We start from the raw sequence: 21551 nt of genomic DNA, 5'->3' as shown, positions 1-21551 counted from the left end.
AATAAACAAATTACTAAATCACAAAAATATTTCTTTGCAGAACAAATTTAGATATATCTTTAAATTCACTATTTTTTTAACTAATTTGTGCTAAAATTGGCTTTATTTTATAAATTTAGGAAATTCATATGGATATTAGAAAAGAATATTTAGATTTTTTTAAGAGCAAAGGCCATGAGATTATGCCATCTTCGCCACTTGTTCCTGATGATGCATCACTACTTTTTACAAATGCTGGAATGGTTCCATTTAAAAGTATATTTACAGGCGATGTTCCTCGCCCTACTCCTCCTATTCGCACTAGTTGTCAAACTTGCATTAGGGCTGGAGGCAAACACAACGACCTTGATAATGTCGGCTACACAGCTCGTCACCATACATTTTTTGAGATGCTTGGTAACTTTAGCTTTGGCGAATACTTCAAAAAAGAAGCCATAAGCTACGCTTGGGAGTTTGTAACTGGCGTTTTGAAGCTACCTGTAGAAAAACTCTACGTCACAGTCCACGAAAAAGACGATGAAGCTTATGAGCTTTGGCAAAAACACATCGCAAAAGATAGAATTTACCGTTTTGGAGATCATGACAACTTTTGGGCGATGGGCGATACTGGACCTTGTGGACCTTGCAGTGAGATTTTTTACGATCAAGGAAGCGAGCATTTCAATGGTCCTGAGGATTATATGGGTGGCGATGGCGATAGATTTTTGGAAATTTGGAACCTTGTATTTATGCAATACGAAAGAGCTAGCGATGGCACTATGACACGCTTGCCAAAGCCATCAATCGACACAGGTATGGGGCTTGAGAGAGTTACAGCTATAAAAGAAGGTAAATTTAGCAACTACGATAGCTCTATTTTTATGCCACTCATCGACGAAGTAGCAAATCTATGCAAAAAACCTTACAAATACGAAACTGGAGCAAGCTATAGAGTTATAAGCGATCATATTCGTTCTGTTACATTTTTACTTGCCCAAGGCGTGAATTTCGACAAAGAAGGTCGCGGATACGTGCTTCGCCGCATACTAAGGCGTGCTGTTCGTCACGGGTATTTGCTTGGCATAAAAGAGCCATTTATGTATAAATTAGTGGATGAAGTCGTAGAGCTTATGGGCGGACACTACTCATATCTAAACGACAAAAAAGATTATGTCAAAGAGCTTATAAAAATAGAAGAAGAGAGATTTTTAGCCACTATTGCTGCTGGACTTGAGCTATTTAATGAAGAGCTAGCTAAGACAAAAGAGATATTTAGCGGAGAGGTTGCGTTCAAGCTTTATGACACTTACGGCTTCCCACTAGACCTAACAGCTGATATGCTAAGAGAGAAAAATCTTAGCGTAGATGAGGCTAAATTTGATGAGCTTATGAGCGAGCAAAGAGCAAGAGCAAAAGCCAGCTGGAAAGGTAGCGGAGACGCTGCAAAAGAGAGCGGAGATTTCAAATCACTCCTTGAAGAATTTGGCGAAAATAAATTTATAGGCTATGATAATTTAGAAAGCACTAGCACCGTTTTAGCGCTTCTTGACTCAGAGTTTAAAAGAGTTGATAGTCTAAAAGATGCCAAAAGTGGTTTTGTAATGCTTGATAGCACACCATTTTACGGACAAAGTGGCGGGCAATGTGGCGACATGGGTGAAATAAATGGTAATGAAGTCGTAGACACTAAAAAATATTTTGGGCTAAATTTAAGCCAAATCATAGCTAAAAATCCTATTAAAGTAGGAGAGAAAGTAAGCTGCAAAGTAAGCTTACAAAGGCTTGAAATACGTCGCCACCACTCAGCTACTCACTTGCTCCACGCTGCTTTAAGAAGCATTCTAGGCACTCATATAGCTCAAGCTGGAAGTAGCGTAGAGGCTGATAAACTTAGATTTGACTTCTCACATCCAAAGCCTATAGCCTCTGATGAGCTTAAGAAAATAGAGGAGTTTGTCAACGCAGCGATCCAAAAAGGAGCCGTAGCAAAAACTGAAATCATGGACATCGAAGAAGCTAAAAAAAGTGGCGCCATAGCACTGTTTGGTGAAAAATACGCCGACAAAGTTCGCGTCCTTACTCTTGGCTGCTCAAAAGAGCTTTGCGGTGGCACACACGTAGAAAACCTAAATGAAATCGGAAGCTTTTTTATCGTAAAAGAAAGCGGCGTAAGTGCTGGAGTGCGACGCATTGAAGCAGTTTGCTCAGCGAGCGCTGTTAAATTTGCAAATGAGCTTAGAAAAGAGATAAACGAAGTCAAAGAAAATCTCAAAACAAATGAGCCACTAACTGCTATCAAAAAGCTAAAAGATGAGATAAAAAGCTTACAAAATGAGCTTAAAAATGCCAGTAGCACAAAAGCTGTCGAAGTAGAAGAGATAAACGGTATCAAGGTGGTTGTGGCTAAATTTGATGGTGATATAAAAAGCAAAATCGATGATTTGAAAAACCAATTTGATAAAGTGGTTGTATTTTTAGCTAGCACAAAAGATGATAAAGTAAGCCTTGGGGCTGGAAGCAAAAATACAAATATAAAAGCAGGCGAGCTTGTAAAAGCCATAGCACCGATAGTGGGCGGAGGTGGTGGTGGTCGTGATGACTTCGCTACTGCTGGGGGCAAAGATGCTAGCAAGCTAGAAGTTGCTCTAAACGCTGCTAAACAATTCATAAGCGAGAAAATTTGAACTCAAACACAGCATTTGCAAGACTAGATCAAATAGCGCCGTTCGTGCATATAAGCAGTGCGGCACTATTTATCGCAATAGAGCTTAGCATAGTTATATTTGCTAGATATTTTTTTAAAGATATCGACCAAAACACGCATAGATATGAACTCATATTAAAAGAGTGTAAAAAGTTTTTTATAGCACAAATTTGCGTCATGTTTATGATTTGCTTGAGTGCTATTTTCCTTATAAATACAAATGAATTTAAGATTTCAGATCCAATGGTTCAAGCCATAGTAGCCACAAAATGGGCTTTGATGGCATTTATAATCCTAAATTTAGGCTATATGACTTATAAATTTGATCTTGCAAAAAAGGCATTTTTGAGCGATGAACTACTAGAAACACATGAAAACTTAGTTCTTATCATATATTATTTTACTCCGTTAAATATAGCGTTATCATTTTTAAGCATATATCTTGGTATTACTTTTAGGGGGCTTTGATGATTATTTTAGCTTCTAGCTCTCCTACAAGAGCCAAAATTTTATCAAATTTTGGTGTTGAATTCAGGCAAATTTCTATGCAATATGATGAAAATTTACCAAAATGCGAACCAAAATCGTATGCTATGAATATCGTAAATGAAAAATCAAAGCAGTTTTTTGCCAAATTTAAAGGCGAATTTGACCGTGTTTTATTCGCAGATAGTAGCGTTATAGCCGGGGGTCAAATCCTTGGCAAAGCAAAAGATATAAATGAAGCTAGAAATATTTTAAATTTGCAAAGTGGCTCTGTGGCTAGCATATACACTGCGATGAAATTTATTTCGACCAAATTTAAGATAGATATGCTTAGCGTTGCTACGTATAGATTTGCTAAATTTGATGAAAAAGAGCTTGAGGATTACTTGCAAAGCGGACTTTGGCAAGGAAAGGCTGGAGCCATGATGATAGAGGGGTTTAACAAACAATATATTTTGCAAAGCCATGGCAACACATCAACAGCCATGGGACTTGACATTGAGAATTTAAAGGCATTTTTATGAAGCATATTTTTGGTTTTTTTACTATAATTGCCATAGGAGCACTTGCTGGACTTGTATATTTTTACTCACAAATCAGAGTAGATGTATCGACTATAGTTGATTACAAACCAAAACTCACAACCCAAATTTATGATAGAAATGGCGAACTAGTAGCCAATATTTTCGATGAAGAAAACAGGCAATATGCCAAATACGAAGAGATCCCACCGCAGATAATAGAAGCTCTTGTAGCCATAGAGGATACGAGCTTTTTTGAGCATGGCGGCATAAATGTAGAAGCTATTTTTAGAGCTGCAATCAAAGATATAAAAGCCATGTCTTTGGTAGAAGGTGCGTCCACCCTAACACAACAGCTTATCAAAAATATGGTTCTAAGCAGAGATAAAAAATTTACTAGAAAACTAAAAGAGGTCATACTTGCCTTTAAAATAGAAGAAGAATTAAGCAAAGAAGAGATCATCGAAAGATACTTAAATCAAGTATATTTTGGACATGGATATTATGGTATCAAAACTGCCTCTCTTGGATACTTTAAAAAGCCACTAAACGAACTAAGCCTAAAAGAGATAGCCATGCTCGTAGGACTTCCAAAAGCCCCTAGCAACTATGACCCAACAAAACACATAGACTTATCACTCTCAAGAGCAAATAGCGTCATTTCAAGGCTTTATAATCTTGGCTGGATCTCGCAAGACTACTACGACGTGGCTATAAAAGAAACTCCAATAGTCTACGATGAAACGCTCACCCAAAATAGAGCCCCATATCTTGTAGATGAAACAATCAAAGAAGCCATAAAATACTTCCCAGATATCAAAACTGGCGGATACAAGATCACATTAAATGCAGATTTAAAAGTCCAAGAAATGGCTAGAAACGCTCTTAAATTTGGCTACTCAGAAATACTAAAAAGAGATAAAAATGCAGATGAAACTCAACTAAATGGTGCGATGATAGTGACAAATCCAACAAATGGCGAGATACTAGCTCTTGTTGGAGGTGTGGATTTTGCAAAAAGCAACTTCAACCGTGCCACACAAAGCGAACGCCAACCAGGATCAAGTTTCAAGCCATTTATCTACCAAATAGCCCTAGATATGGGATATTCTCCTATGAGTAAGGTCGCTGACATCTCAAGAGTTTTTGAGGGTGTAAATAAAAGCGAAGAAGACAAAGACTGGAAACCAAAAAATTATGGTGATAATTTTGAAGGATACATAACTTTAAAAGAGGCATTAAGACAGTCGAGAAACCTTGCTACCATAAATTTACTAAACTCAATAGGGCTAGACGTAGCTTGGCAAAAGCTAATTGATTTGGGCTTCAAAAACGCCCCACAAAATCTCTCAATAGCTCTTGGTAGCTTTGGTATAAGCCTGCTTGATTTCAGCGAGCATTACTCTATCTTTGCAGGAAATGGCAAACAAAGCAAATCTAAACTAATCAAAACCATAACCAGCCAAACTGGAATGGTTAGCGAGTTTCAAACAGAGCAAATAGAAGTTTTAAAACCAGAGCAAGCTTATTTGATGATAGATATGCTTAAAAATGTCGTCGATGCTGGAACTGGACGCGGGGCAAAAATAAGCGGCATAGATATAGCAGGAAAGACTGGAACGACAAATAATAACGTAGATGCATGGTTTTGTGGCTTCACGCCAGAAGTTCAAGCTATTATTTGGTACGGAAATGATAATAACCTACCAATGAGAAAGGTTGAAGGCGGAGGAAGAACCGCAGCTCCAGTGTTTAGAGAGTTTATCACAAGCTATGTAAAAGAGTTTCCAAATACCAAAAGAAAATTTGAAGCACCAAGTGGCGTTTATCATAAACTATACGAAGGAAGCGATGCCATTTATACAGATATTTCACCACTTCCAACCCAAAAGTTAAATAGCGTTACAACCCAAGAAAGCGAAGGGCTGATATTTTAATCAGCCTTTACTCCTGTATTTACACTAAAAACCCTACTTGTTTTATCTATCTTTGAAAGACTTAGTCTTATAATAGAGTCTTCTAAGGCTCTTAAAGAATGCTCTATATTTGCATCAAGGCTTATCATATCAAACGCATTAAGCTGGGTTTCATGACCACTTACATCAAAAATAATGGCTCCAGATAAGACATGAACTATTATATCTCCAGGAGCTTTATGTTTATCCATAAATGAACCTTTTTGCATAGATATACGGATTTCTTTACTAAAGCTAGTTTCTAAGAGCTTGGCTGGCTTTACGCCATCAAAAGTTGTATTTGAAAATGTTATTTTTTCCATATTTATCCTTTTAAAATTTGTTTATTATAACAGATGGATAAATTTATTTTATTGATTTTGATTAAGAAAAAGTATTGAAAAATTTATTGAATGATTAAAAATGAGAGAATTTGACACCGCAAAAGCGGTATCAAAAATGTATAATTATTTTTTAAGCTCTTTAATTCTAGCAGCTTTACCACGTCTATCTCTTAGATAGAATAGTTTAGATCTTCTTACGCGTCCTCTTCTTAGAACCTCGATAGTCTCTAAGCTCTCGCTGTAGATAGGGAATATTCTCTCAACACCAACGCTATTTGCACCGATTTTTCTGATGATAAATGTTTCACCAGCACCAGTTCCACGTCTAGCTATACAAACACCCTCAAAGTTTTGCACTCTAGATTTATCACCTTCTTTAATGCGGATAGCAATTCTTAAAGTATCGCCAGCACGAAAATCAGGCACAGACTTATTTGAAATTTGAGCATTTTCAAATGCCTCTATATATTTGTTTCTCATCTTTTTTCCTTATGTTTTTTGGCGACTTTAGTTTTTGATATAAATCAGGGCGAAAAAACCTCGTTTTACACAACGCCATATTGTTTTTCAAAACGTGGATTTTAGCATGATTACCCTTTAAAAAAGCTGAAACAACACTCATGCCGTTATAAACATTTGGCTTTGTAAAGCTCGGGGCTTCAAGCAAATTTTCTTCAAAACTCTCAACATCCAAAGATGATGAGTTCCCTAAAACGCCTTTTAAATTCCTTGAAATCGCATCACACATACAAAGCGCACCAAGCTCTCCACCAGTCAGCACAAAATCACCTATGCAAAAAACCTCATTTACACTACTTTCGATAACTCTCTCATCAATGCCCTCATATCTACCACAAATAAATGTTATATTATCAATCTTAGATAGTCTCTTGGCATCATTTTGCGTAAATTTTTTACCAACTGGAGTTAGGTAGATTGTGCGAGTCTTTTCAAGCGAATTTAAGGCGTCCATGATAGGCTGAGCTTGCATAAGCAAACCTGCTCCACCACCTATCATATATTCATCGACTTTTAAGTGTTTATCGGCTGTGAAATCTCTTGGATTTATAAAATCGATCTCTATAAACTTTGAATCTACTGCCCTACCCAAAATAGAATCACTAAAATATGGTTTGATTAAATTTGGAAATAGTGTTATAAAATTAAATTTCATAAATCTAAGAGTTTTTTAGAATATCTAATGAATTTTTAACCTGAATTTTCTTGGTTTTAACATCAACGCTAAGTGTAAAATTATCAAGATATGGCACATAAAAAACATCGCTATAGCCACTGTTTTTAAGCTCATCGGATGTATTTATGCAAAATAAAAATCCAGCCCCACTCTCTAAAATATCATCTACTACACCAAGCATTAGATCATCTTCATAGACCGCACAACCAATGATATCAAAGTAAAAGAACTCATCTTTTTGTAGTTTGCAAAATTTCTTTGTATCTTCAAGCGTCCGATAAAGGACTAAATTCACAAGTGGTTTTGCTAAATTTAGATCTTCAAATCCAGCAAATATGACTAAATTGCTATTTTTATCATAGCTTTTTATGGTAAAGGTATTGCCAAATTTATCATAAAATTTGGCATCTTTTTTAAACTGATTTGGGAAATCGCTACGGTCGTGGAGCCTCAAAGCTCCTTTTAGACCAACAGTTTTTCCAAGTACACAAACCTCGACTAAATCACTCTTCAATAGCTTTTACCGTAATTCTATAAGATGTTGGATCTTTTGCTTTATAGCCTATAACTACAGTTTTTATAGCATTGATCATTTTGCCATCTTTTCCGATAAGCCTACCGGTATCTGATTTGCTAGCATATACAATAATCTCGTCAAAATTCTCGCCCAAATTTACTCTTTCGACACGGATAAGATCTGGACAATCTGCTATGAGTTTTGCATACTCTTTTAAAAAATTTTCTACCATATTGATTATTTAGTGATTCTAGCAACTCTATCGCTAAGTTTAGCGCCTACGCTTTTCCAATATGCAAGTTTCTCAGCATCTACTTTTACAACTTCTGGTTCTACCATTGGGTTATAATAACCAATGCTTTCTATCCAGCCACTGTCACGTCTTTTTCTACTATCTGTAACAACTATACGATAAAATGGACTTTTTTTACGTCCCATTCTTGTTAGTCTAACTACTGTTGCCATTATTTTCTCCTAATTAGTTTTTTGTTAAGGCTTAATTATAGCTAAATTTTAGCCATAAGTAAGCCCTAAATTATCTAGGGCGATTAGCGTTTGCCATCATTGATGCAAAGCCTTTCATGCTATCTTTATTTGAAAATTTCTTTGCTAGTTTCGCAGCGTTGCTAAACTGCTTTAAAAATTTATTTACTTCTATCTGTCCAAGACCTGCTCCAGCTGCGATTCTGCGTTTTCTAGCGTTATTTAGTAGATCTGGATTTTCTCTCTCTTTTAAAGTCATTGAATCAATCATAGCTTTTATGTGTTTTATCTCTTTGCTATTATCAAGATCGATATCTTTTATCTGATTTGCCATATTTCCAAGACCAGGAATCATACCAATAAGACTTTTCATACTACCAAGTTTTTTAACACTTTCAAGCTGCCCTAAAAAGTCATTGAAATTAAACTCGCCTTTTTTTATCTTTTTATTTAGTCTTTTTGCCTCTTTTTCATCTATAATAGTAGATGTTTTTTCAGCTAAAGTAGCAAGGTCGCCCTCACCCATAATACGTCCGACAATCCTATCAGGGATAAAGCTCTCTAAATCCGCTGGCTTCTCACCAACACCGATAAATCTAAGCGGAACGCCGACTTGTTTTGCTATGCCAAGAGCTACACCACCTTTAGTGTCTGCGTCAAATTTACTTAATATCACGCCAGTTATATTCAGAGCTTCGTTGAAGCTAGCTGCTGTTTTAACTCCATCTTGACCACTCATTGCATCAGCTACGTAAAATACTTCATCTGGGTTTAAGGCTGATTTTATATCTTTAATTTGACTCATCAAAGCTTCATCTATAGCAAGACGTCCAGCAGTATCGACTAAAAGAACATCATAAAGCTCACTTTTTGCCTTTTTTAGGGCCTCTTTTGCTACTTTTATAGGATCGTTTTCACCATCTATAAAAAACAGATCTATCTCATTTGCACTGCAAAGTTGGCGTAATTGCTCAACTGCTGCTAAACGCTGCAAGTCACAAGCTGCTATAAGCACTTTTTTCTTGCGGATTTTGAGATAATTTGCTAGTTTTACTGTAGTTGTGGTCTTACCGCCACCTTGAAGTCCAGCCATCAAAACGACAGTTGGTGGATTACTTGCAAAGACAAATCCTTGTGATTTTCCGCCGTCATTTGGTGTAAGAAGTATATTTGTAAGGTTGTTTTTTATGCTATCTAAAAATTGTTTTTGACCTATGGCTCCTGTTTTCATATCAGTCTCGACTAAGCCCACTAGCTCTTTTGTGACTTTATGATGTACATCAGCTTTCAAAAGTGCTTTTTTTAATGTATCTAGTGCATTTTTTAATGCTTTTTCATCATCTACAAATTTAAGCTTATTTACTGCTGATTTTAATGATTCGCCGATAAGTTCAAACACTTTTTACCTTTATCAAATTTTATTAAAAGGTGTTAATTATAGCTTTTGTTTACTTTGAAATTCTTTAAACATCACTCTGCTACGCATATATTTTCATTAGCAAAGACATAAGCAAGCACAAAAAATAAAAAAGAACTTCAAAAAATTTATAAAATTTACACATAGAAATAAAAAGCTTTCACCATCGCTAAATGTAGCAAACCAAAATTTTCTTTAGTTTAAAAGAATTCTAACTATTAAAATGCCTTATTTAATATATTTTTAGGAAATCATAAGTAAAATTGTATAATTTTTTGTTTTCAAATCTAAAAATACATTAAAAAATTAAATAGATAAATTGGCAATTTATAAATATTTGAAAAAGAGGTAAGAAAAATAAATGACTAAATTTATACCATATTTTGCACTCATAATAAGCATATTTGGCATAGCTTCTGCGCCGATTTTTGTCGTATTAAGCGATGTAAATCCAACAGTTACATTGATGTTAAGAATGTTTCTTTCTAGTTTAATCGTACTTTTTTTGCCTATTTTTGGTAAATTTGAAATTACACATTCAGTAAGCAAATTTAAACTTTTCTTTTTAATATTTTTATCTAGTATTATATTTTGTTTGGATCTGTTATCAAACCACTGGGCTTTTGTGCTTACATCTGTTACGAATGCTACACTGCTTATGAATTTAACACCATTTTTTACTCTACTTATATCATTTATGTCTTTAAAAGAAAAAAATAACTATCAAAAAAATATCGCTTATTTTTATAGCAATAATTGGCGTTATTTTATTATTTGGTTCAGCAGATTATAAAAGCAGCAATTTACTCGGAGAAATTTTAGCGATATGTTCTGCAATATTTTATTCTATATATTTATTGACAATGTTTGAGCTTAGAAAGTATATGAGTAGTCGAAGTATTGTGTTTTACAATGCGATTATAACAGCTATTATTCTTTTGCCAATTGCCTTTATATACGATATGGATATTTTACCAAATACTTTAAATAGCTTCTTAGCCATAATCGCACTAGCTATTTTTACCCAAATTTTAGGTCATGGCTTTATGACATACGCTTTAAAATATATTAATGCGACTTTAGCCTCAACTACATCGCTAGCTAGACCCATAGTTAGCATACTTTTAGGCTATATAATACTTAATCAAAATATAATCTTTAATCAAATAATTGGAGCCATGATTATCTTATCATCGATTTATTTTTATTATAAAAATAATAGTTTTAAAAAATAGAAATTTGTATTATTATACTTTAAAATCCAGCTTTTGGCTGGATTATTTTGTGTATTCTTTTGGGATTTCAAACCCAAACTCACTAAAGCTTCTATCAAGCGGAGCTCTAAATTTATAACCCAAAAGCGAAATTTCATAGCTATGCAAATACATTCTTTTTGAGCTATTTTTAGCGTATTTTTCATCGCCAATCACGCCAAATCCAGCGTGAGCGAGATGGCATCTGATCTGGTGAGTTCTGCCTGTTTCTATGACTACTTTTATGAAAGATTTTTTGCCCTCTACCATGAGTGGACTTACGTGAGTTATAGCTGTTTTGCCACGACTCAAATCAATCTTTGAAAACGCACCTGAGCGCATTTTTACAGTTGTGATCGGCAGCTCAACGCTGAAATCCTCCACCACGATACCACGAACAATAGCAAGATAAGTTTTATCTACTTTATTATTTGCAAATTCTTTTATAGCCTTTTGCTGAAACTCTTCATTTTTGTAGAGTAAAACAACGCCACTTGTCTCCTTATCTAGCCTGTTTAGAAGTGGAAATTTAAACATTTCAGCAACTTTTTCGCTAATCACAAATGGTGGTTTATTGACCGCGATAATGTTCTCATCTTCAAAAATCTTAGTTGGTTTTGCGATTTTCATCACTTTAAAAGTGGTAGTATCGCTTAGCATTCCACGTGCTACAACTATCTTTTGACCTCTAGCACTCACTAGTCCAGCATCTATTAGCTCTTTTGCTTCGTTGTTTGAAATACCCTCTTGCAAAGCAAGAAGTTTATAAGCTTTTTCTTCTTTCATTTTTTGCCTTTTTATTTTAATAAACTCTTTATTTCAGTCAAAATTTGACTAAAATCAGCCGGATTTTTTATGCTAGTTTTTTGTAAATTTTCGCTAAGTAACTCATTTATTTTATCATAATCACAAATCTGGATCCCACTAACGCAACCGTAAAGCGATTTTTGATTGTGTATAAATTTGCCACTTATTATAGAGCAGCCAAACTGCGCTATTTCTATTGGATTGTGTCCGCCAATGCCAGGCTCAAAACTCCCACAAAGCACTACAACATCGCTAATAGCATATACATTTACTAGCTCTCCAAGCGTGTCAATCAGCACAATATCACTTTTTAGACCCAAATTTTCGCTAAATTTCTCATAGCTTAAAGCATGATTTTTAGCAAAATCTCTAAGCAAATTATCAACATTCGCAAATCTTTCTGGATGACGAGGAGCCACAAAAAGTTGCTCTCCAGCTTTTAAGTTTAGATTTTTAAGTATGTTTTTTTCTTCATTTTCATGGCTACTAGCTATGGTTATAACACGCTTTGCTTGTTTTTCATATATTTTAGTTGGCTTGGTTAAATTTGTGGATTTTATGTTGCCGACGACTTTTACATTTTTTGCCCCGAGACTTTTTAGGCGCTCTTTATCGACGTCGCTTTGGGCTAAAACAAGATCCACATAAGAAAAAATCCACTTATAATAAAACTTAAATTTCAGATAATTTTTATATGATTTATCGCTGATTCTAGCATTTATCAAAACCGTTTTTCCGCCACTTTTTTTAGCGATTCTAAATAGGTTTAACCAAAGCTCAGCCTCAAACACGACTAGCACCTTTGCCCTGCTCCACCAAAATGGCAAAAAGCACTCAAATGGCAAAAACCTCACCTCTTTTGTAATACTTCTAGCCTTATTAAAGCCAGTTTGAGTGACTACTGAAATCCTAGCATTTTTCACACTTTTAAACAAGCTTTCTACACTCACAACTTCACCAAGACTACAAGCGTGAAAATGAAAATCTGCTTCTTTAAATTTGGGATTATTTATCAAAAAAAATCTAGCTGGAATGCTAGCTTTGAATTTGGATTTTAAGCTCAGCAACACCAAAAACGGCGTCGCCAAAGCCCAAATCAATAAACTAAGAAATGTATAAATCACTCTTCATTTGTTTCTTTATAAAGTATGCGGCCACAGTGCGGGCAAGTCACGATATCTTCACTTTTTATAACATTTGAGTATGTTTTGTCATTGATCTTCATAAAGCAGCCATAACAAGCTTGTTTTCTTACTGGCACAACGGCTGTATTTTTCGCCCATTTGCGAATTTTTTCATAAAATGTAAGAACTTTTTGGTTCATTTCGCCAAGCAAACTATCTTTTTGAGCATAAACTTTACTTCTGTCTTTTTCTATCTCTTCAAGCTCACTAGAAACTCTATTTTCTAGCTCTTTTAAAGAAGCTTCAATCTCTAGCTTTTTCTCTTTTAGCTCAGCTTCACTGGTATGTTTTACATCAATGATTCTCTCAAGCCTAGAGATCTCTTCATTCGCAGCTTCTAGCTGATCTTTTGCTAAATCTTCTTCTAAATTTAGAGCTTTTATCTCTTTTTCTGTTTTTACAGCACCACTTTTTTTAGATGCATCTTTGATTTTGTTATTAAACTCAACTATGTGTGCGTTTGTGTTTGAAATCTGAGTTTTTAACTCTTCTATTTCATTTTCTATAGTTTCTACTTGCTCATCGATGCTTCTTATCTCATCTTTTTTTTCATTAAGCTCCCCGTTTATGCCTTCGATTCTTGGAGCGTAACTATCTATTTTTTTGTCAATTTGAGATAGATTTACTAATTGCTCTAAATATTTGTTCATATTTTTCCTTTTTATTGATTAACGATACTCAAATGGATTGATTGAATTCGTGATTGTAGCAAAAACTTCACTTTTTTGCAAGGCTAAGGCTAAGCAGTCCCCAAAAAATCGCTCACTTTCAAAGTGTCCGATATCTATCAAACTAAGCTCATTTTCGTAGCATTCAAGTGCTGTATGGTATTTAAAATCTCCACTCAAAAAACAATCAGCTTCAAACTCGCCTATGAGATCAGCCCCACTTCCAGTGCAAAATGCAGCAGTTTTTACAAACTCTCCAGCTTTTACAACTCTTAAATTTGATATGCTAAGCTTGTTTTTTATCTCTTTAGCAAACTCTTCAAAGCTTTTATTTACTTCAAATTTAAGCACGAAATCACCTATTTGAGTGAAATTTTTATATCCCAAAATTTGACTTAAAACAAATTTATTCAAAATATGTTTATCAAAATTTGTATGCATTGATATGAGTTTGATATCTTTTTTAATCATCTCTTTTATCAAATTTGAAGGGAATTTTGAGCTATCAAGCGATTTTAGACCTTTAAAAATAAGTGGATGATGAGTGATAAACAAGCTATTTGGTTTAGCATTTTTGATTAAATCAAAATCCAAATCAAGACTTAAAATCAGATCATCAAATTCATCATCAAATGAGCCGATTAGCAAGCCAGAATTATCCCAGCTCTCTTGGTCACAAAATGGTGCTAACTCATCTAAAATAACGTAAATTTGAGCTATTTTCACTTAGAAATACTCTCTTTAAAAGCAACAGCGCAGCCCTTTGCAAGCTCACGGATTTTTAAGATATAATCTTGTCTTTGAGTTACACTTATAGCTCCCCTTGCATCAAGCACGTTAAACGTGTGAGCTGCAAGCATGCAGTAGTCATAAGCAGGAAGCGCTAATCCATGCTCCAAAATAGCCTTGCACTCTTTGCTTGCGTTTTCAAACTGAGTGAAAAGCATCGTAGTATCAGCTATCTCAAAGTTGTATTTGCTAAACTCATACTCGCTTTGTTTATGCACGTCGCCATAAGTGACAATGCGTCCATCGTGATCATCCCAAACGATATCATAGACATTGTCTTTGTCTTGCAAATACATAGCAAGGCGTTCGATTCCATAGGTCACCTCAGCACTCACAAGCTCACAAGGTATGCCGCCAACTTGTTGGAAATATGTAAATTGTGTAACCTCCATACCATCAAGCCAAACTTCCCAGCCAAGTCCCCAAGCTCCAAGAGTTGGGCTTTCCCAGTTATCCTCGACAAAGCGAATATCGTGTTTACTAATGTCTAAGCCCAAACGCTCCAAGCTTTTTAGATAAAGCTCTTGAATGTTTTTTGGGCTTGGTTTCATAATGACTTGAAACTGATAGTAGCTTCCAAGACGGTTCGGATTTTCGCCATATCTGCCATCGGTCGGACGACGGCTTGGTGCAACGTAAGCTACATTCCAAGGCTTATCGCCAAGACTTCTTAAAAATGTTGCTTGATGATAAGTACCAGCACCAGCTGGCATATCATAAGGCTGAACTATTATGCAACCTTGTTCGTGCCAATAAGTTTGCAACGTCAAAATAATTTCACTAAAAGTCATAAATTTCCTTTGATTATCTGATTTATTTTTAATTATGATTTAAAATTTTCTACAGCTTTATTCCACATAAGCTTGTATTTTCTTTTCAAAAACTCAACCTCATCTTGTGCGATTTTAAGCTGATTTGTAAGAGCTTCAACTGTCTTTCTATCTTCATCATACAAATCTTGCATACTATAAAGTGCCTCTTTTAAAAATTTATTCTCATTTCTTAGCACATCTAGGGTTTCATCTTTTGCATCCAAAACTTTTTCATGTAAATTCAGTATAGTTCCAATAGTCTTTTCTACAAAACTCTCTCCTGGAAGCGAAGCGTTACTTATGGTGATTTCGTGCTTATCACTAGGAACTACGCTCATTGTGCCTTCATTGGCTTCGATATAAATTTTATCATTTTCAGTTTTTATATTTAGCGCTTTTCGCTCTATCATATCATCTACGACATCACGACCCAAATGTACTAGTTTGCAAAATTCATCTATCTCAAGATAGGTTTTCATCTTAGCTCCTTATCCTAGTAAAACTTCTATTTTCTTAGAGTCCTCTTCTAAACTTTTTTCTTGTTTTGCTCTATCTTCAGCTAGCTTAGTGCTTAAACTATCATCGCTCAAAGCTAAAATTTGAATAGCTAAATAAGCTGCATTTTTTGCTCCAGCTTTACCTATTGCAAGCGTAGCTACTGGCATACCTGCTGGCATTTGCACTGTTGAGTAAAGTGCGTCTATACCATTGACTGCTGAGCCGCCCATTGGTACGCCGATAACTGGCTTTGTAGTGTTTGCTGCTACTGCACCAGCCAAATGTGCTGCCATACCTGCTGCACAGATGAAAGCTTGAGCTCCTCTTTTGTCTGCATCAGCTACATAATCATGAGTACGCTTTGGGCTTCTGTGAGCTGAGCTGATAATCATCTCATATTTAACATCAAAAAGCTCCAAAATCTTAGCTGCTTCGCTAACTATCTCATAATCGCTCTTACTTCCCATTATAATACTAACAAATTTCATAATTCTCCTTTTTTTTATATTTTTATGAACTTTTAACGCTTAGTTTCTGCTTGCAGTTGCGAAGTCGCAGACTGAAGCAAAAATGCTAAAGTCCCTATATATAGGGTGACCCTTTATCTTAAATTCTCAAATAAATTTTGCTATAAATTTAAATTTCTTTCCTTAAAAAGCTAAATTTAGGTAGTTCAAACGGTAAATTTATCTCATTTTCGTTTCCACTATGAATCTCGTCAAATTCTTTGCCTTTTTTACTTACAAGCTTAGTAAATTCCACAAAATATCTTCCATTTTTTTCATACACCATGCCAAGCTCATTTTGACCTAAATTTATATGAGAGCTTAGTGGTGCAACTATCTCATAAGCTTCATTTGGAACGATTTTAAATTTAGTCTTAAACACGATCCCGTCTTCGCTTATAGCATGGACTTGATGAGTGCCCTCTTCTATGCTCGTAACGTGGTTTTGCGTGTCATCTCTCTCATAAGGTTTATGAACGATGTATCCATCGCTAAATCCACGGTTTTTAAGCGTATTTAGCTCATATTCGTATTTGCTAGCTTTAAATTTACCAGCCATAGCATCATCTATAGCCATGCGGTAAGCCCTAGTCGTGCAAGCTACGTAATACTCACTTTTGGTGCGACCCTCTATTTTTAGGCTATCAACTGCGTTTGTTTGGATTATTTTTTCTATATATGCACTCAAATTTAGATCCTTTGAGTTCATTATATGAGTTCCGCTCTCATCTTCTTCTAGCCTAAATAGCGCGTTTCCGTCTTCGCTTTTTGCATAAAGTTCGTATTTGAAACGGCAGTCATTCGCGCAACTCCCACGGTTGCTAAGACGACCGCTTTGCACTGCTGAGACAAGGCATCTACCAGAATACGCAAAACACATTGAGCCGTGACAGAATATCTCAATCTCTAAATTTGGTATTTTTTCTTTGATTAAAACTGCGTCTTTTAGGCTCATTTCACGAGCTGCGACAATGCGAGTAGCGCCCATTTCGTGGTAGATTTCAGCATCAAGATAGTTCATCACATTGGCTTGAGTTGAGAGATGAATCTCTGTTTTTGGAGCTATTTGCTTAGCTAAGCTCATCACGCCAGGAGTAGCGACAATAAAGGCATCAACGCCAAAATCCGCGACTGTTTTTATATGCTTTTTAAGTGGCTCGATCTGTCCATTAAACGGAAATCCATTTATAGTAGCGTAAAATTTAGCTCCATTTTTGTGAGCAAGTCTTACTCCTTCTTCAAAGCTTTCAAGGTTAAACTCCTTAGCGCTTCTTTGACGAAGTGAAAAGCTACCCACGCTAGCATAAACAGCGTCTGCACCGTAGTTTAAAGCTATTTGAAGTTTGGTTAAATTTCCAGCAGGGCTTAATAACTCTGGTTTTTTCACTTTTTACCCAAGCTTTCGATTAGAGCTTCTATATCTTCATTGCTAACGATATTTTCAGTAGTTGTGTCACCTTCTATATGCACTGCTGAGCTAACTCTTTTCTCATCTTCTACCTTGCCTTCAAACAAGCTATTCATGTATTTACTAAGAGCTCTCATGACATTGATTACGCGTTCGATTTTTTGGCGGTGGATATCTTGATATTGCATCATATCCATAGTCATCATGACCTCATCTTGACCCATTTGCAAATTTGATATCACATCATCTATGTTATTTAGCATATTTTGATTTTGTTCTAAACTACTTGAAAACGTATCGACATTTGGAAATTTAGCACAAAGTTTCTCAAATACTTCTATATTTTTACTTGCGACATCTTTTGCTTCGTTGCATAGATTTTCAGCGTCCATAAAAAAATTATTGATCGTTTCAAGCTTATCAAACATCTCAGTGGCTTTTTCTTCACTGTCTTTTGTGACATCATCAAGCTGCCTTACCATTTTGTGGTCATCTGTAGGTGGCGGTGGCGGCCAAGCTGAAGTCGAAGAAACTCTATAGTTTTGGTTTTCTTCTTTTGTTGGGCTTATCTCATCAAGTGGTTTTATCTCTTCTATTTTTTCTAAAGGCTCATCTTGTGTATCTTTGATTTCATCAATCTGGCTAGATTCGTCTAAAACTTTTTGGTCATTTGTATCTTCACTATTGTCATCATCAAGCCCTTCAGCCATTAATGCATCTAGTTCTTCTTGGGTCATAAATAACTCCTAAAAATAATTTGCATATTTTAGCCAAAATTTTCTAAAAATTGAATTACACAGTTATTTTATGGAAATAAGCCAATTCAAATTTGTATGTTTTTGCATTAAATTTAAAAAAAACTCTCTTCATTTATCAAGTCGTTATCAAATTTAATGTAAAATACAAAATTTACAAAAACAAATAAAGGGAATTCATGAGAGTTAATTTCAAAAAAACGCTATTTCTAGCCGCTTTGATTTTTTTTGTTGGATGTAGCAATAAAAACACAGACGAACTTTATAATCTAACACCAAATGAGTGGTATTCACAAATCATAAAAGATATAAAAGATGCGGATTTAGAATCAGCAGATAAACACTATATATCGTTTTCTAGTGAGCATATTTCATCGCCTTTACTAGAACAAATGCTTCTTATTTTAGCTCAAGCAAATGTAAATGATGAAAAATATATAGAGGCAAACGCTTACCTCGATGAATACATCAAAAGATATGGCACAAAGCAAAAAATCGAGTTTGCCCAATACCTAAAAATCAAGGCAAATTTTGATTCATTTTCCAAACCAAATAGAAACCAAAAACTTATGCTCGATAGCATAATTGAAGTCGATAAGTTTTTAAAAGCATATCCAAATACTCAATATAAGCCACTTATCGAAACTATGCTTGTCAAATTTAGACTAGCAAACCACTATCTTGATTCGCAAATTTACAGTCTTTATGAAAGAACAGACAAACCAGAATCAGCTCAAATTTACAAAGAAAAAATCGACAACTCGCCTCTAAAAGATACGCAAACAATAGACCCCACCTTGCCTTGGTATATGAGACCATTTGAATAGGAGAATTAATGCAGATAAATAGACAAAAAAACTTTCCATCAAATTTGCCAGTTATCATTGAAGATGAACTATTTTTGTATCCATTTATGATAACGCCTATCTTTTTGAGTGATGAACAAAATTTAAAAGCACTAGATCTTGCCATAAAAGATAATAGCCCTATTTTGGTCGTTTCTTCAAAGCCTCAAAATGAAGGTATGAGAGAATTTGAAGCTTGCTACAATGCTGGAGTCATAGGAAGCGTAATGAGAAGAGTTCCTATGCCAGATGGCAGAGTAAAAATACTATTTCAAGGCTCTTTAAAAGGCAAAATAATAGAGCATTTATCAACAAATCCACTAATCGCATCAGTCGATGTCATCGATGTCCAAAGACCAACAAATCAAAAAATCGACGCACTTTTAAGCGTTCTTAGAGAAAAGGTAAAAAATCTAAGCCTTTTAAACCACTTTTTTCCACCAGATCTCTTAAAAACAATAGACGAAAGCGTCGAGCCTGTCAGGGTTTGTGACCTGATTTCAAGTGCTTTAAGACTTAAAAAAGGCATAGCTTATAGCTTTTTTATAGAAGAAAATTTAGAATCAAAAATCCTAAAACTAATAGACTATATAATAGAAGAGATTGAAGCCAATAAACTTCAAAAAGAAATAAAATCAAAAGTTCATTCTAAAATAGATAAAGTAAATAAAGAATACTTCTTAAAAGAGCAGCTAAAAGAGATCCAAAAAGAGCTTGGAGGAGATTCAAGCAAAGAAGAAGAGATACTCGAATACAAAGAAAAATTAGAAGCCAAAAAGCCGTTTATGGGCGAAGATGCTTATAAAGAGATAAAAAAGCAAATAGACAGACTCTCACGTATGCATCCAGATGGATCCGAGGCTAGCATGACGCAAGGTTATCTTGACTGGGCTTTAGACGTGCCATTTGGTAACTTGTCAAAGAAAAAACTAAGCATAAAAGACGTTGAAGCTCAGTTAAACAGCGATCATTATGGTCTTGAAAAGCCAAAAAAACGTATAGTTGAATATTTTGGATTAAGAGAGCTTCTAAGCCTTAGAGGGCTTGACAGCAAGACAAATAACGGCGTTATACTCTGCTTCGTAGGTCCTCCAGGAGTAGGCAAAACAAGCCTTGCAAACTCAATCGCAACAGCGCTCAAAAGAGAGCTTATCAGAGTTGCTCTAGGTGGGCTTGAAGATGTAAATGAGCTTCGCGGACATCGCCGCACATACATAGGAGCCATGCCAGGACGCATCGTCCAAGGGCTAATTGAGGCAAAAAGTATGAATCCAGTAGTAGTATTAGATGAGATAGATAAGCTTGCAAGATCTTACAAAGGCGATCCGACTGCGGTCTTGCTAGAGATTCTAGACCCTGAGCAAAACTCTAAATTTAGAGATTATTACCTAAATTTCAACATTGATCTAAGTAAAGTCATATTTATCGCCACAGCAAACGACATCGGCTCTATACCAGCGCCACTTAGAGATAGAATGGAGTTCATCCAGCTTTCTAGCTACACACCTCAAGAGAAATTTGAAATAGCAAAAAAATATCTAATCCCTCAAGAGCTAAAAAAACACGGCTTAAAACCTATGGAAGTTAGCATAAATAAAGACGCTCTAAATTTGATAATAGAAGAATACACAAGAGAGAGTGGTGTCAGAAATTTAAGAAGAAGAATAGCTGATATTTTAAGAAAAGTTGGGCTTGAAATCCTTACTTCAGAGGTAAGCAAAGTCAGCGTAACAAGCAAAAATTTAAAAGACTTTTTGGATAAAAAGGTTTTCGAGATCGATGCAGTAGATAAAAAAGATCAAATAGGCATAGTAAATGGTCTAGCATGGACTAGTGTCGGTGGTGACGTACTTAAAATAGAAGTGATAAAAATAAAGGGCAAAGGAAATCTCCAAATAACTGGTCAGCTTGGAGATGTGATGAAAGAATCGGCCCAGATCGCCTTTAGTCTTATCAAAACTTTGATCGATGACAAATCGCTTAAAATTCCATCAAATTTAGCCCAAAAAGACGACAAAGGCAAGGAAATAGCCGTCTATAACGCTTATGATCTTCACATTCACGTACCTGAAGGAGCCACACCAAAAGATGGCCCAAGTGCTGGTATCACCATGAGTACAGCTATCGCCTCCATACTTAGCAACTCACCAGTCAAGCATGATTTGGCAATGACTGGCGAGATAACTCTTAGTGGAAAAGTCCTACCTATAGGTGGGCTTAAAGAAAAGCTCATAGCAGCCTACAAAGCCAAAATAAAAACCGCTCTAATCCCACGCAAAAACTACGAAAGAGATCTTGATGAAATCCCTAGCGAAGTAAAAGACAATATGCAAATTCTTCCAGTTGATACGATAAGTGACGTGCTAAAACAAGCATTAGTCAGATAATCCCGCAAATTAAGGCATTTATTTGCCTTAATTTAACT

Annotated in this window: 24 protein-coding genes; 8 read left to right on the top strand and 16 right to left on the bottom strand. The window is 35.4% G+C overall.

The genetic code is table 11. The features are described 5' to 3' along the window. The first annotated feature begins 128 nt into the window (after nt 1-128). Genes alaS through CIG1485E_RS03760 form a run of 4 tightly spaced genes read left to right on the top strand, consistent with a single transcriptional unit; the run spans nt 129 to nt 5627 of the window. On the top strand, nt 129-2663 hold the full coding sequence (gene alaS, locus CIG1485E_RS03775; RefSeq protein ID WP_038453841.1) for an alanine--tRNA ligase: 2535 nt from the start codon (nt 129-131) through the stop codon (nt 2661-2663). Beyond that, nucleotides 2660-3151 (top strand): hypothetical protein, encoded by a 492-nt coding sequence (locus CIG1485E_RS03770; RefSeq protein WP_038453839.1) that lies wholly within the window; start codon nt 2660-2662, stop codon nt 3149-3151. Before alaS ends, CIG1485E_RS03770 begins: the two co-directional genes overlap by 4 nt. After that, nucleotides 3151-3693: a septum formation inhibitor Maf gene (gene maf, locus CIG1485E_RS03765; protein WP_038453837.1), complete on the top strand. Its 543-nt coding sequence runs from the start codon at nt 3151-3153 to the stop codon at nt 3691-3693. Before CIG1485E_RS03770 ends, maf begins: the two co-directional genes overlap by 1 nt. Beyond that, nucleotides 3690-5627, top strand: a complete 1938-nt coding sequence (locus CIG1485E_RS03760) for a transglycosylase domain-containing protein (protein WP_038453835.1) — start codon at nt 3690-3692, stop codon at nt 5625-5627. Before maf ends, CIG1485E_RS03760 begins: the two co-directional genes overlap by 4 nt. On the opposite strand, the gene CIG1485E_RS03755 is transcribed toward CIG1485E_RS03760, so the two are convergent. From CIG1485E_RS03755 to ffh, 7 genes are all read right to left on the bottom strand, one after another. Continuing rightward, nucleotides 5624-5968, bottom strand: coding sequence for a cupin domain-containing protein (locus CIG1485E_RS03755; RefSeq protein ID WP_038453833.1), 345 nt, complete (start codon nt 5966-5968; stop codon nt 5624-5626). The two genes, CIG1485E_RS03760 and CIG1485E_RS03755, sit on opposite strands and share 4 nt — an antisense overlap. 144 nt (nt 5969-6112) lie before the next feature. Beyond that, nucleotides 6113-6469 (bottom strand): 50S ribosomal protein L19, encoded by a 357-nt coding sequence (rplS, locus tag CIG1485E_RS03750; protein WP_038453831.1) that lies wholly within the window; start codon nt 6467-6469, stop codon nt 6113-6115. After that, the gene (gene trmD / locus CIG1485E_RS03745) at nt 6441-7163 is read right to left on the bottom strand and encodes a tRNA (guanosine(37)-N1)-methyltransferase TrmD (protein WP_038453829.1); all 723 of its coding nucleotides are present in this window, start codon (nt 7161-7163) and stop codon (nt 6441-6443) included. Before trmD ends, rplS begins: the two co-directional genes overlap by 29 nt. Before the next feature lie 4 nt (nt 7164-7167). Beyond that, nucleotides 7168-7698, bottom strand: a complete 531-nt coding sequence (gene rimM, locus CIG1485E_RS03740) for a ribosome maturation factor RimM (RefSeq protein WP_038453826.1) — start codon at nt 7696-7698, stop codon at nt 7168-7170. Continuing rightward, nucleotides 7688-7933 (bottom strand): KH domain-containing protein, encoded by a 246-nt coding sequence (locus CIG1485E_RS03735; protein ID WP_038453824.1) that lies wholly within the window; start codon nt 7931-7933, stop codon nt 7688-7690. Before CIG1485E_RS03735 ends, rimM begins: the two co-directional genes overlap by 11 nt. A 5-nt stretch (nt 7934-7938) precedes the next feature. After that, the gene (gene rpsP / locus CIG1485E_RS03730; protein ID WP_038453822.1) at nt 7939-8166 is read right to left on the bottom strand and encodes a 30S ribosomal protein S16; all 228 of its coding nucleotides are present in this window, start codon (nt 8164-8166) and stop codon (nt 7939-7941) included. 70 nt (nt 8167-8236) lie between these two features. Beyond that, on the bottom strand, nt 8237-9583 hold the full coding sequence (gene ffh / locus CIG1485E_RS03725) for a signal recognition particle protein (RefSeq protein WP_038453820.1): 1347 nt from the start codon (nt 9581-9583) through the stop codon (nt 8237-8239). Nucleotides 9584-9962: 379 nt separating this feature from the next. On the opposite strand from ffh, the gene CIG1485E_RS09335 reads away from it, so the two are divergent. Together CIG1485E_RS09335 and CIG1485E_RS09330 are read left to right on the top strand one after the other, a co-directional pair. Continuing rightward, complete coding sequence (locus CIG1485E_RS09335) at nt 9963-10394, top strand: EamA family transporter (protein ID WP_051870912.1); 432 nt, start codon at nt 9963-9965, stop codon at nt 10392-10394. Continuing rightward, entirely contained in the window at nt 10318-10836 is a 519-nt protein-coding gene (locus CIG1485E_RS09330; protein WP_081867132.1) for a DMT family transporter, read from the top strand. Before CIG1485E_RS09335 ends, CIG1485E_RS09330 begins: the two co-directional genes overlap by 77 nt. Nucleotides 10837-10878: 42 nt before the next feature. Here the strand turns inward: CIG1485E_RS09330 and CIG1485E_RS03715 are convergent, their stop codons facing one another. The 9 genes from CIG1485E_RS03715 to CIG1485E_RS03675 form a co-directional block, all read right to left on the bottom strand. Next, nucleotides 10879-11640 (bottom strand): pseudouridine synthase family protein, encoded by a 762-nt coding sequence (locus tag CIG1485E_RS03715; protein WP_038453818.1) that lies wholly within the window; start codon nt 11638-11640, stop codon nt 10879-10881. Nucleotides 11641-11651: 11 nt separating this feature from the next. Continuing rightward, nucleotides 11652-12785: a lipid IV(A) 3-deoxy-D-manno-octulosonic acid transferase gene (gene waaA / locus CIG1485E_RS03710; protein WP_038453815.1), complete on the bottom strand. Its 1134-nt coding sequence runs from the start codon at nt 12783-12785 to the stop codon at nt 11652-11654. Further along, nucleotides 12782-13495 (bottom strand): zinc ribbon domain-containing protein, encoded by a 714-nt coding sequence (locus tag CIG1485E_RS03705; RefSeq protein WP_038453813.1) that lies wholly within the window; start codon nt 13493-13495, stop codon nt 12782-12784. Before CIG1485E_RS03705 ends, waaA begins: the two co-directional genes overlap by 4 nt. A gap of 18 nt (nt 13496-13513) precedes the next feature. Further along, nucleotides 13514-14239, bottom strand: coding sequence for a Nif3-like dinuclear metal center hexameric protein (locus tag CIG1485E_RS03700; RefSeq protein WP_038453811.1), 726 nt, complete (start codon nt 14237-14239; stop codon nt 13514-13516). Beyond that, entirely contained in the window at nt 14236-15093 is an 858-nt protein-coding gene (glyQ, locus tag CIG1485E_RS03695; RefSeq protein ID WP_038453810.1) for a glycine--tRNA ligase subunit alpha, read from the bottom strand. The genes CIG1485E_RS03700 and glyQ overlap by 4 nt, the downstream gene beginning before the upstream one ends. A 32-nt stretch (nt 15094-15125) precedes the next feature. Next, nucleotides 15126-15593 carry a DUF3972 domain-containing protein gene (locus tag CIG1485E_RS03690; RefSeq protein ID WP_038453808.1) on the bottom strand — a complete coding sequence of 156 codons (468 nt, stop codon included), beginning with the start codon at nt 15591-15593 and terminating at the stop codon, nt 15126-15128. 9 nt (nt 15594-15602) lie between these two features. Next, nucleotides 15603-16100 (bottom strand): 5-(carboxyamino)imidazole ribonucleotide mutase, encoded by a 498-nt coding sequence (gene purE, locus CIG1485E_RS03685; RefSeq protein ID WP_038453806.1) that lies wholly within the window; start codon nt 16098-16100, stop codon nt 15603-15605. 148 nt (nt 16101-16248) lie between these two features. Then, complete coding sequence (locus CIG1485E_RS03680; protein WP_038453804.1) at nt 16249-17505, bottom strand: peptidase U32 family protein; 1257 nt, start codon at nt 17503-17505, stop codon at nt 16249-16251. Further along, complete coding sequence (locus tag CIG1485E_RS03675; RefSeq protein WP_038453801.1) at nt 17502-18263, bottom strand: hypothetical protein; 762 nt, start codon at nt 18261-18263, stop codon at nt 17502-17504. Before CIG1485E_RS03675 ends, CIG1485E_RS03680 begins: the two co-directional genes overlap by 4 nt. Before the next feature lie 197 nt (nt 18264-18460). Between CIG1485E_RS03675 and CIG1485E_RS03670 the strand changes: the two genes are divergently transcribed. Together CIG1485E_RS03670 and lon are read left to right on the top strand one after the other, a co-directional pair. Further along, nucleotides 18461-19108, top strand: a complete 648-nt coding sequence (locus tag CIG1485E_RS03670; RefSeq protein ID WP_038453799.1) for an outer membrane protein assembly factor BamD — start codon at nt 18461-18463, stop codon at nt 19106-19108. A gap of 8 nt (nt 19109-19116) precedes the next feature. After that, the gene (gene lon / locus CIG1485E_RS03665) at nt 19117-21513 is read left to right on the top strand and encodes an endopeptidase La (protein ID WP_038453797.1); all 2397 of its coding nucleotides are present in this window, start codon (nt 19117-19119) and stop codon (nt 21511-21513) included. Nucleotides 21514-21551: the final 38 nt, after the last annotated feature.

It is taken from the genome of Campylobacter iguaniorum (genome assembly GCF_000736415.1).
GTDB classification, from domain to species: domain Bacteria; phylum Campylobacterota; class Campylobacteria; order Campylobacterales; family Campylobacteraceae; genus Campylobacter; species Campylobacter iguaniorum.
This window is presented reverse-complemented; position numbering and strand designations above follow the sequence as displayed.

Coding starts and splice junctions, on each gene's coding strand:
- alaS (WP_038453841.1), top strand. CDS start 129: ATGGATATTAGAAAAGAATATTTAGATTTTTTTAAGAGCAAAGGCCAT.
- maf (WP_038453837.1), top strand. CDS start 3,151: ATGATTATTTTAGCTTCTAGCTCTCCTACAAGAGCCAAAATTTTATCA.
- CIG1485E_RS03760 (WP_038453835.1), top strand. CDS start 3,690: ATGAAGCATATTTTTGGTTTTTTTACTATAATTGCCATAGGAGCACTT.
- CIG1485E_RS03755 (WP_038453833.1), bottom strand. CDS start 5,968: ATGGAAAAAATAACATTTTCAAATACAACTTTTGATGGCGTAAAGCCA.
- rplS (WP_038453831.1), bottom strand. CDS start 6,469: ATGAGAAACAAATATATAGAGGCATTTGAAAATGCTCAAATTTCAAAT.
- trmD (WP_038453829.1), bottom strand. CDS start 7,163: ATGAAATTTAATTTTATAACACTATTTCCAAATTTAATCAAACCATAT.
- CIG1485E_RS03735 (WP_038453824.1), bottom strand. CDS start 7,933: ATGGTAGAAAATTTTTTAAAAGAGTATGCAAAACTCATAGCAGATTGT.
- rpsP (WP_038453822.1), bottom strand. CDS start 8,166: ATGGCAACAGTAGTTAGACTAACAAGAATGGGACGTAAAAAAAGTCCA.
- CIG1485E_RS09335 (WP_051870912.1), top strand. CDS start 9,963: ATGACTAAATTTATACCATATTTTGCACTCATAATAAGCATATTTGGC.
- CIG1485E_RS03715 (WP_038453818.1), bottom strand. CDS start 11,640: ATGAAAGAAGAAAAAGCTTATAAACTTCTTGCTTTGCAAGAGGGTATT.
- CIG1485E_RS03705 (WP_038453813.1), bottom strand. CDS start 13,495: ATGAACAAATATTTAGAGCAATTAGTAAATCTATCTCAAATTGACAAA.
- glyQ (WP_038453810.1), bottom strand. CDS start 15,093: ATGACTTTTAGTGAAATTATTTTGACGTTGCAAACTTATTGGCACGAA.
- CIG1485E_RS03690 (WP_038453808.1), bottom strand. CDS start 15,593: ATGAAAACCTATCTTGAGATAGATGAATTTTGCAAACTAGTACATTTG.
- purE (WP_038453806.1), bottom strand. CDS start 16,100: ATGAAATTTGTTAGTATTATAATGGGAAGTAAGAGCGATTATGAGATA.
- CIG1485E_RS03675 (WP_038453801.1), bottom strand. CDS start 18,263: ATGACCCAAGAAGAACTAGATGCATTAATGGCTGAAGGGCTTGATGAT.
- CIG1485E_RS03670 (WP_038453799.1), top strand. CDS start 18,461: ATGAGAGTTAATTTCAAAAAAACGCTATTTCTAGCCGCTTTGATTTTT.
- lon (WP_038453797.1), top strand. CDS start 19,117: ATGCAGATAAATAGACAAAAAAACTTTCCATCAAATTTGCCAGTTATC.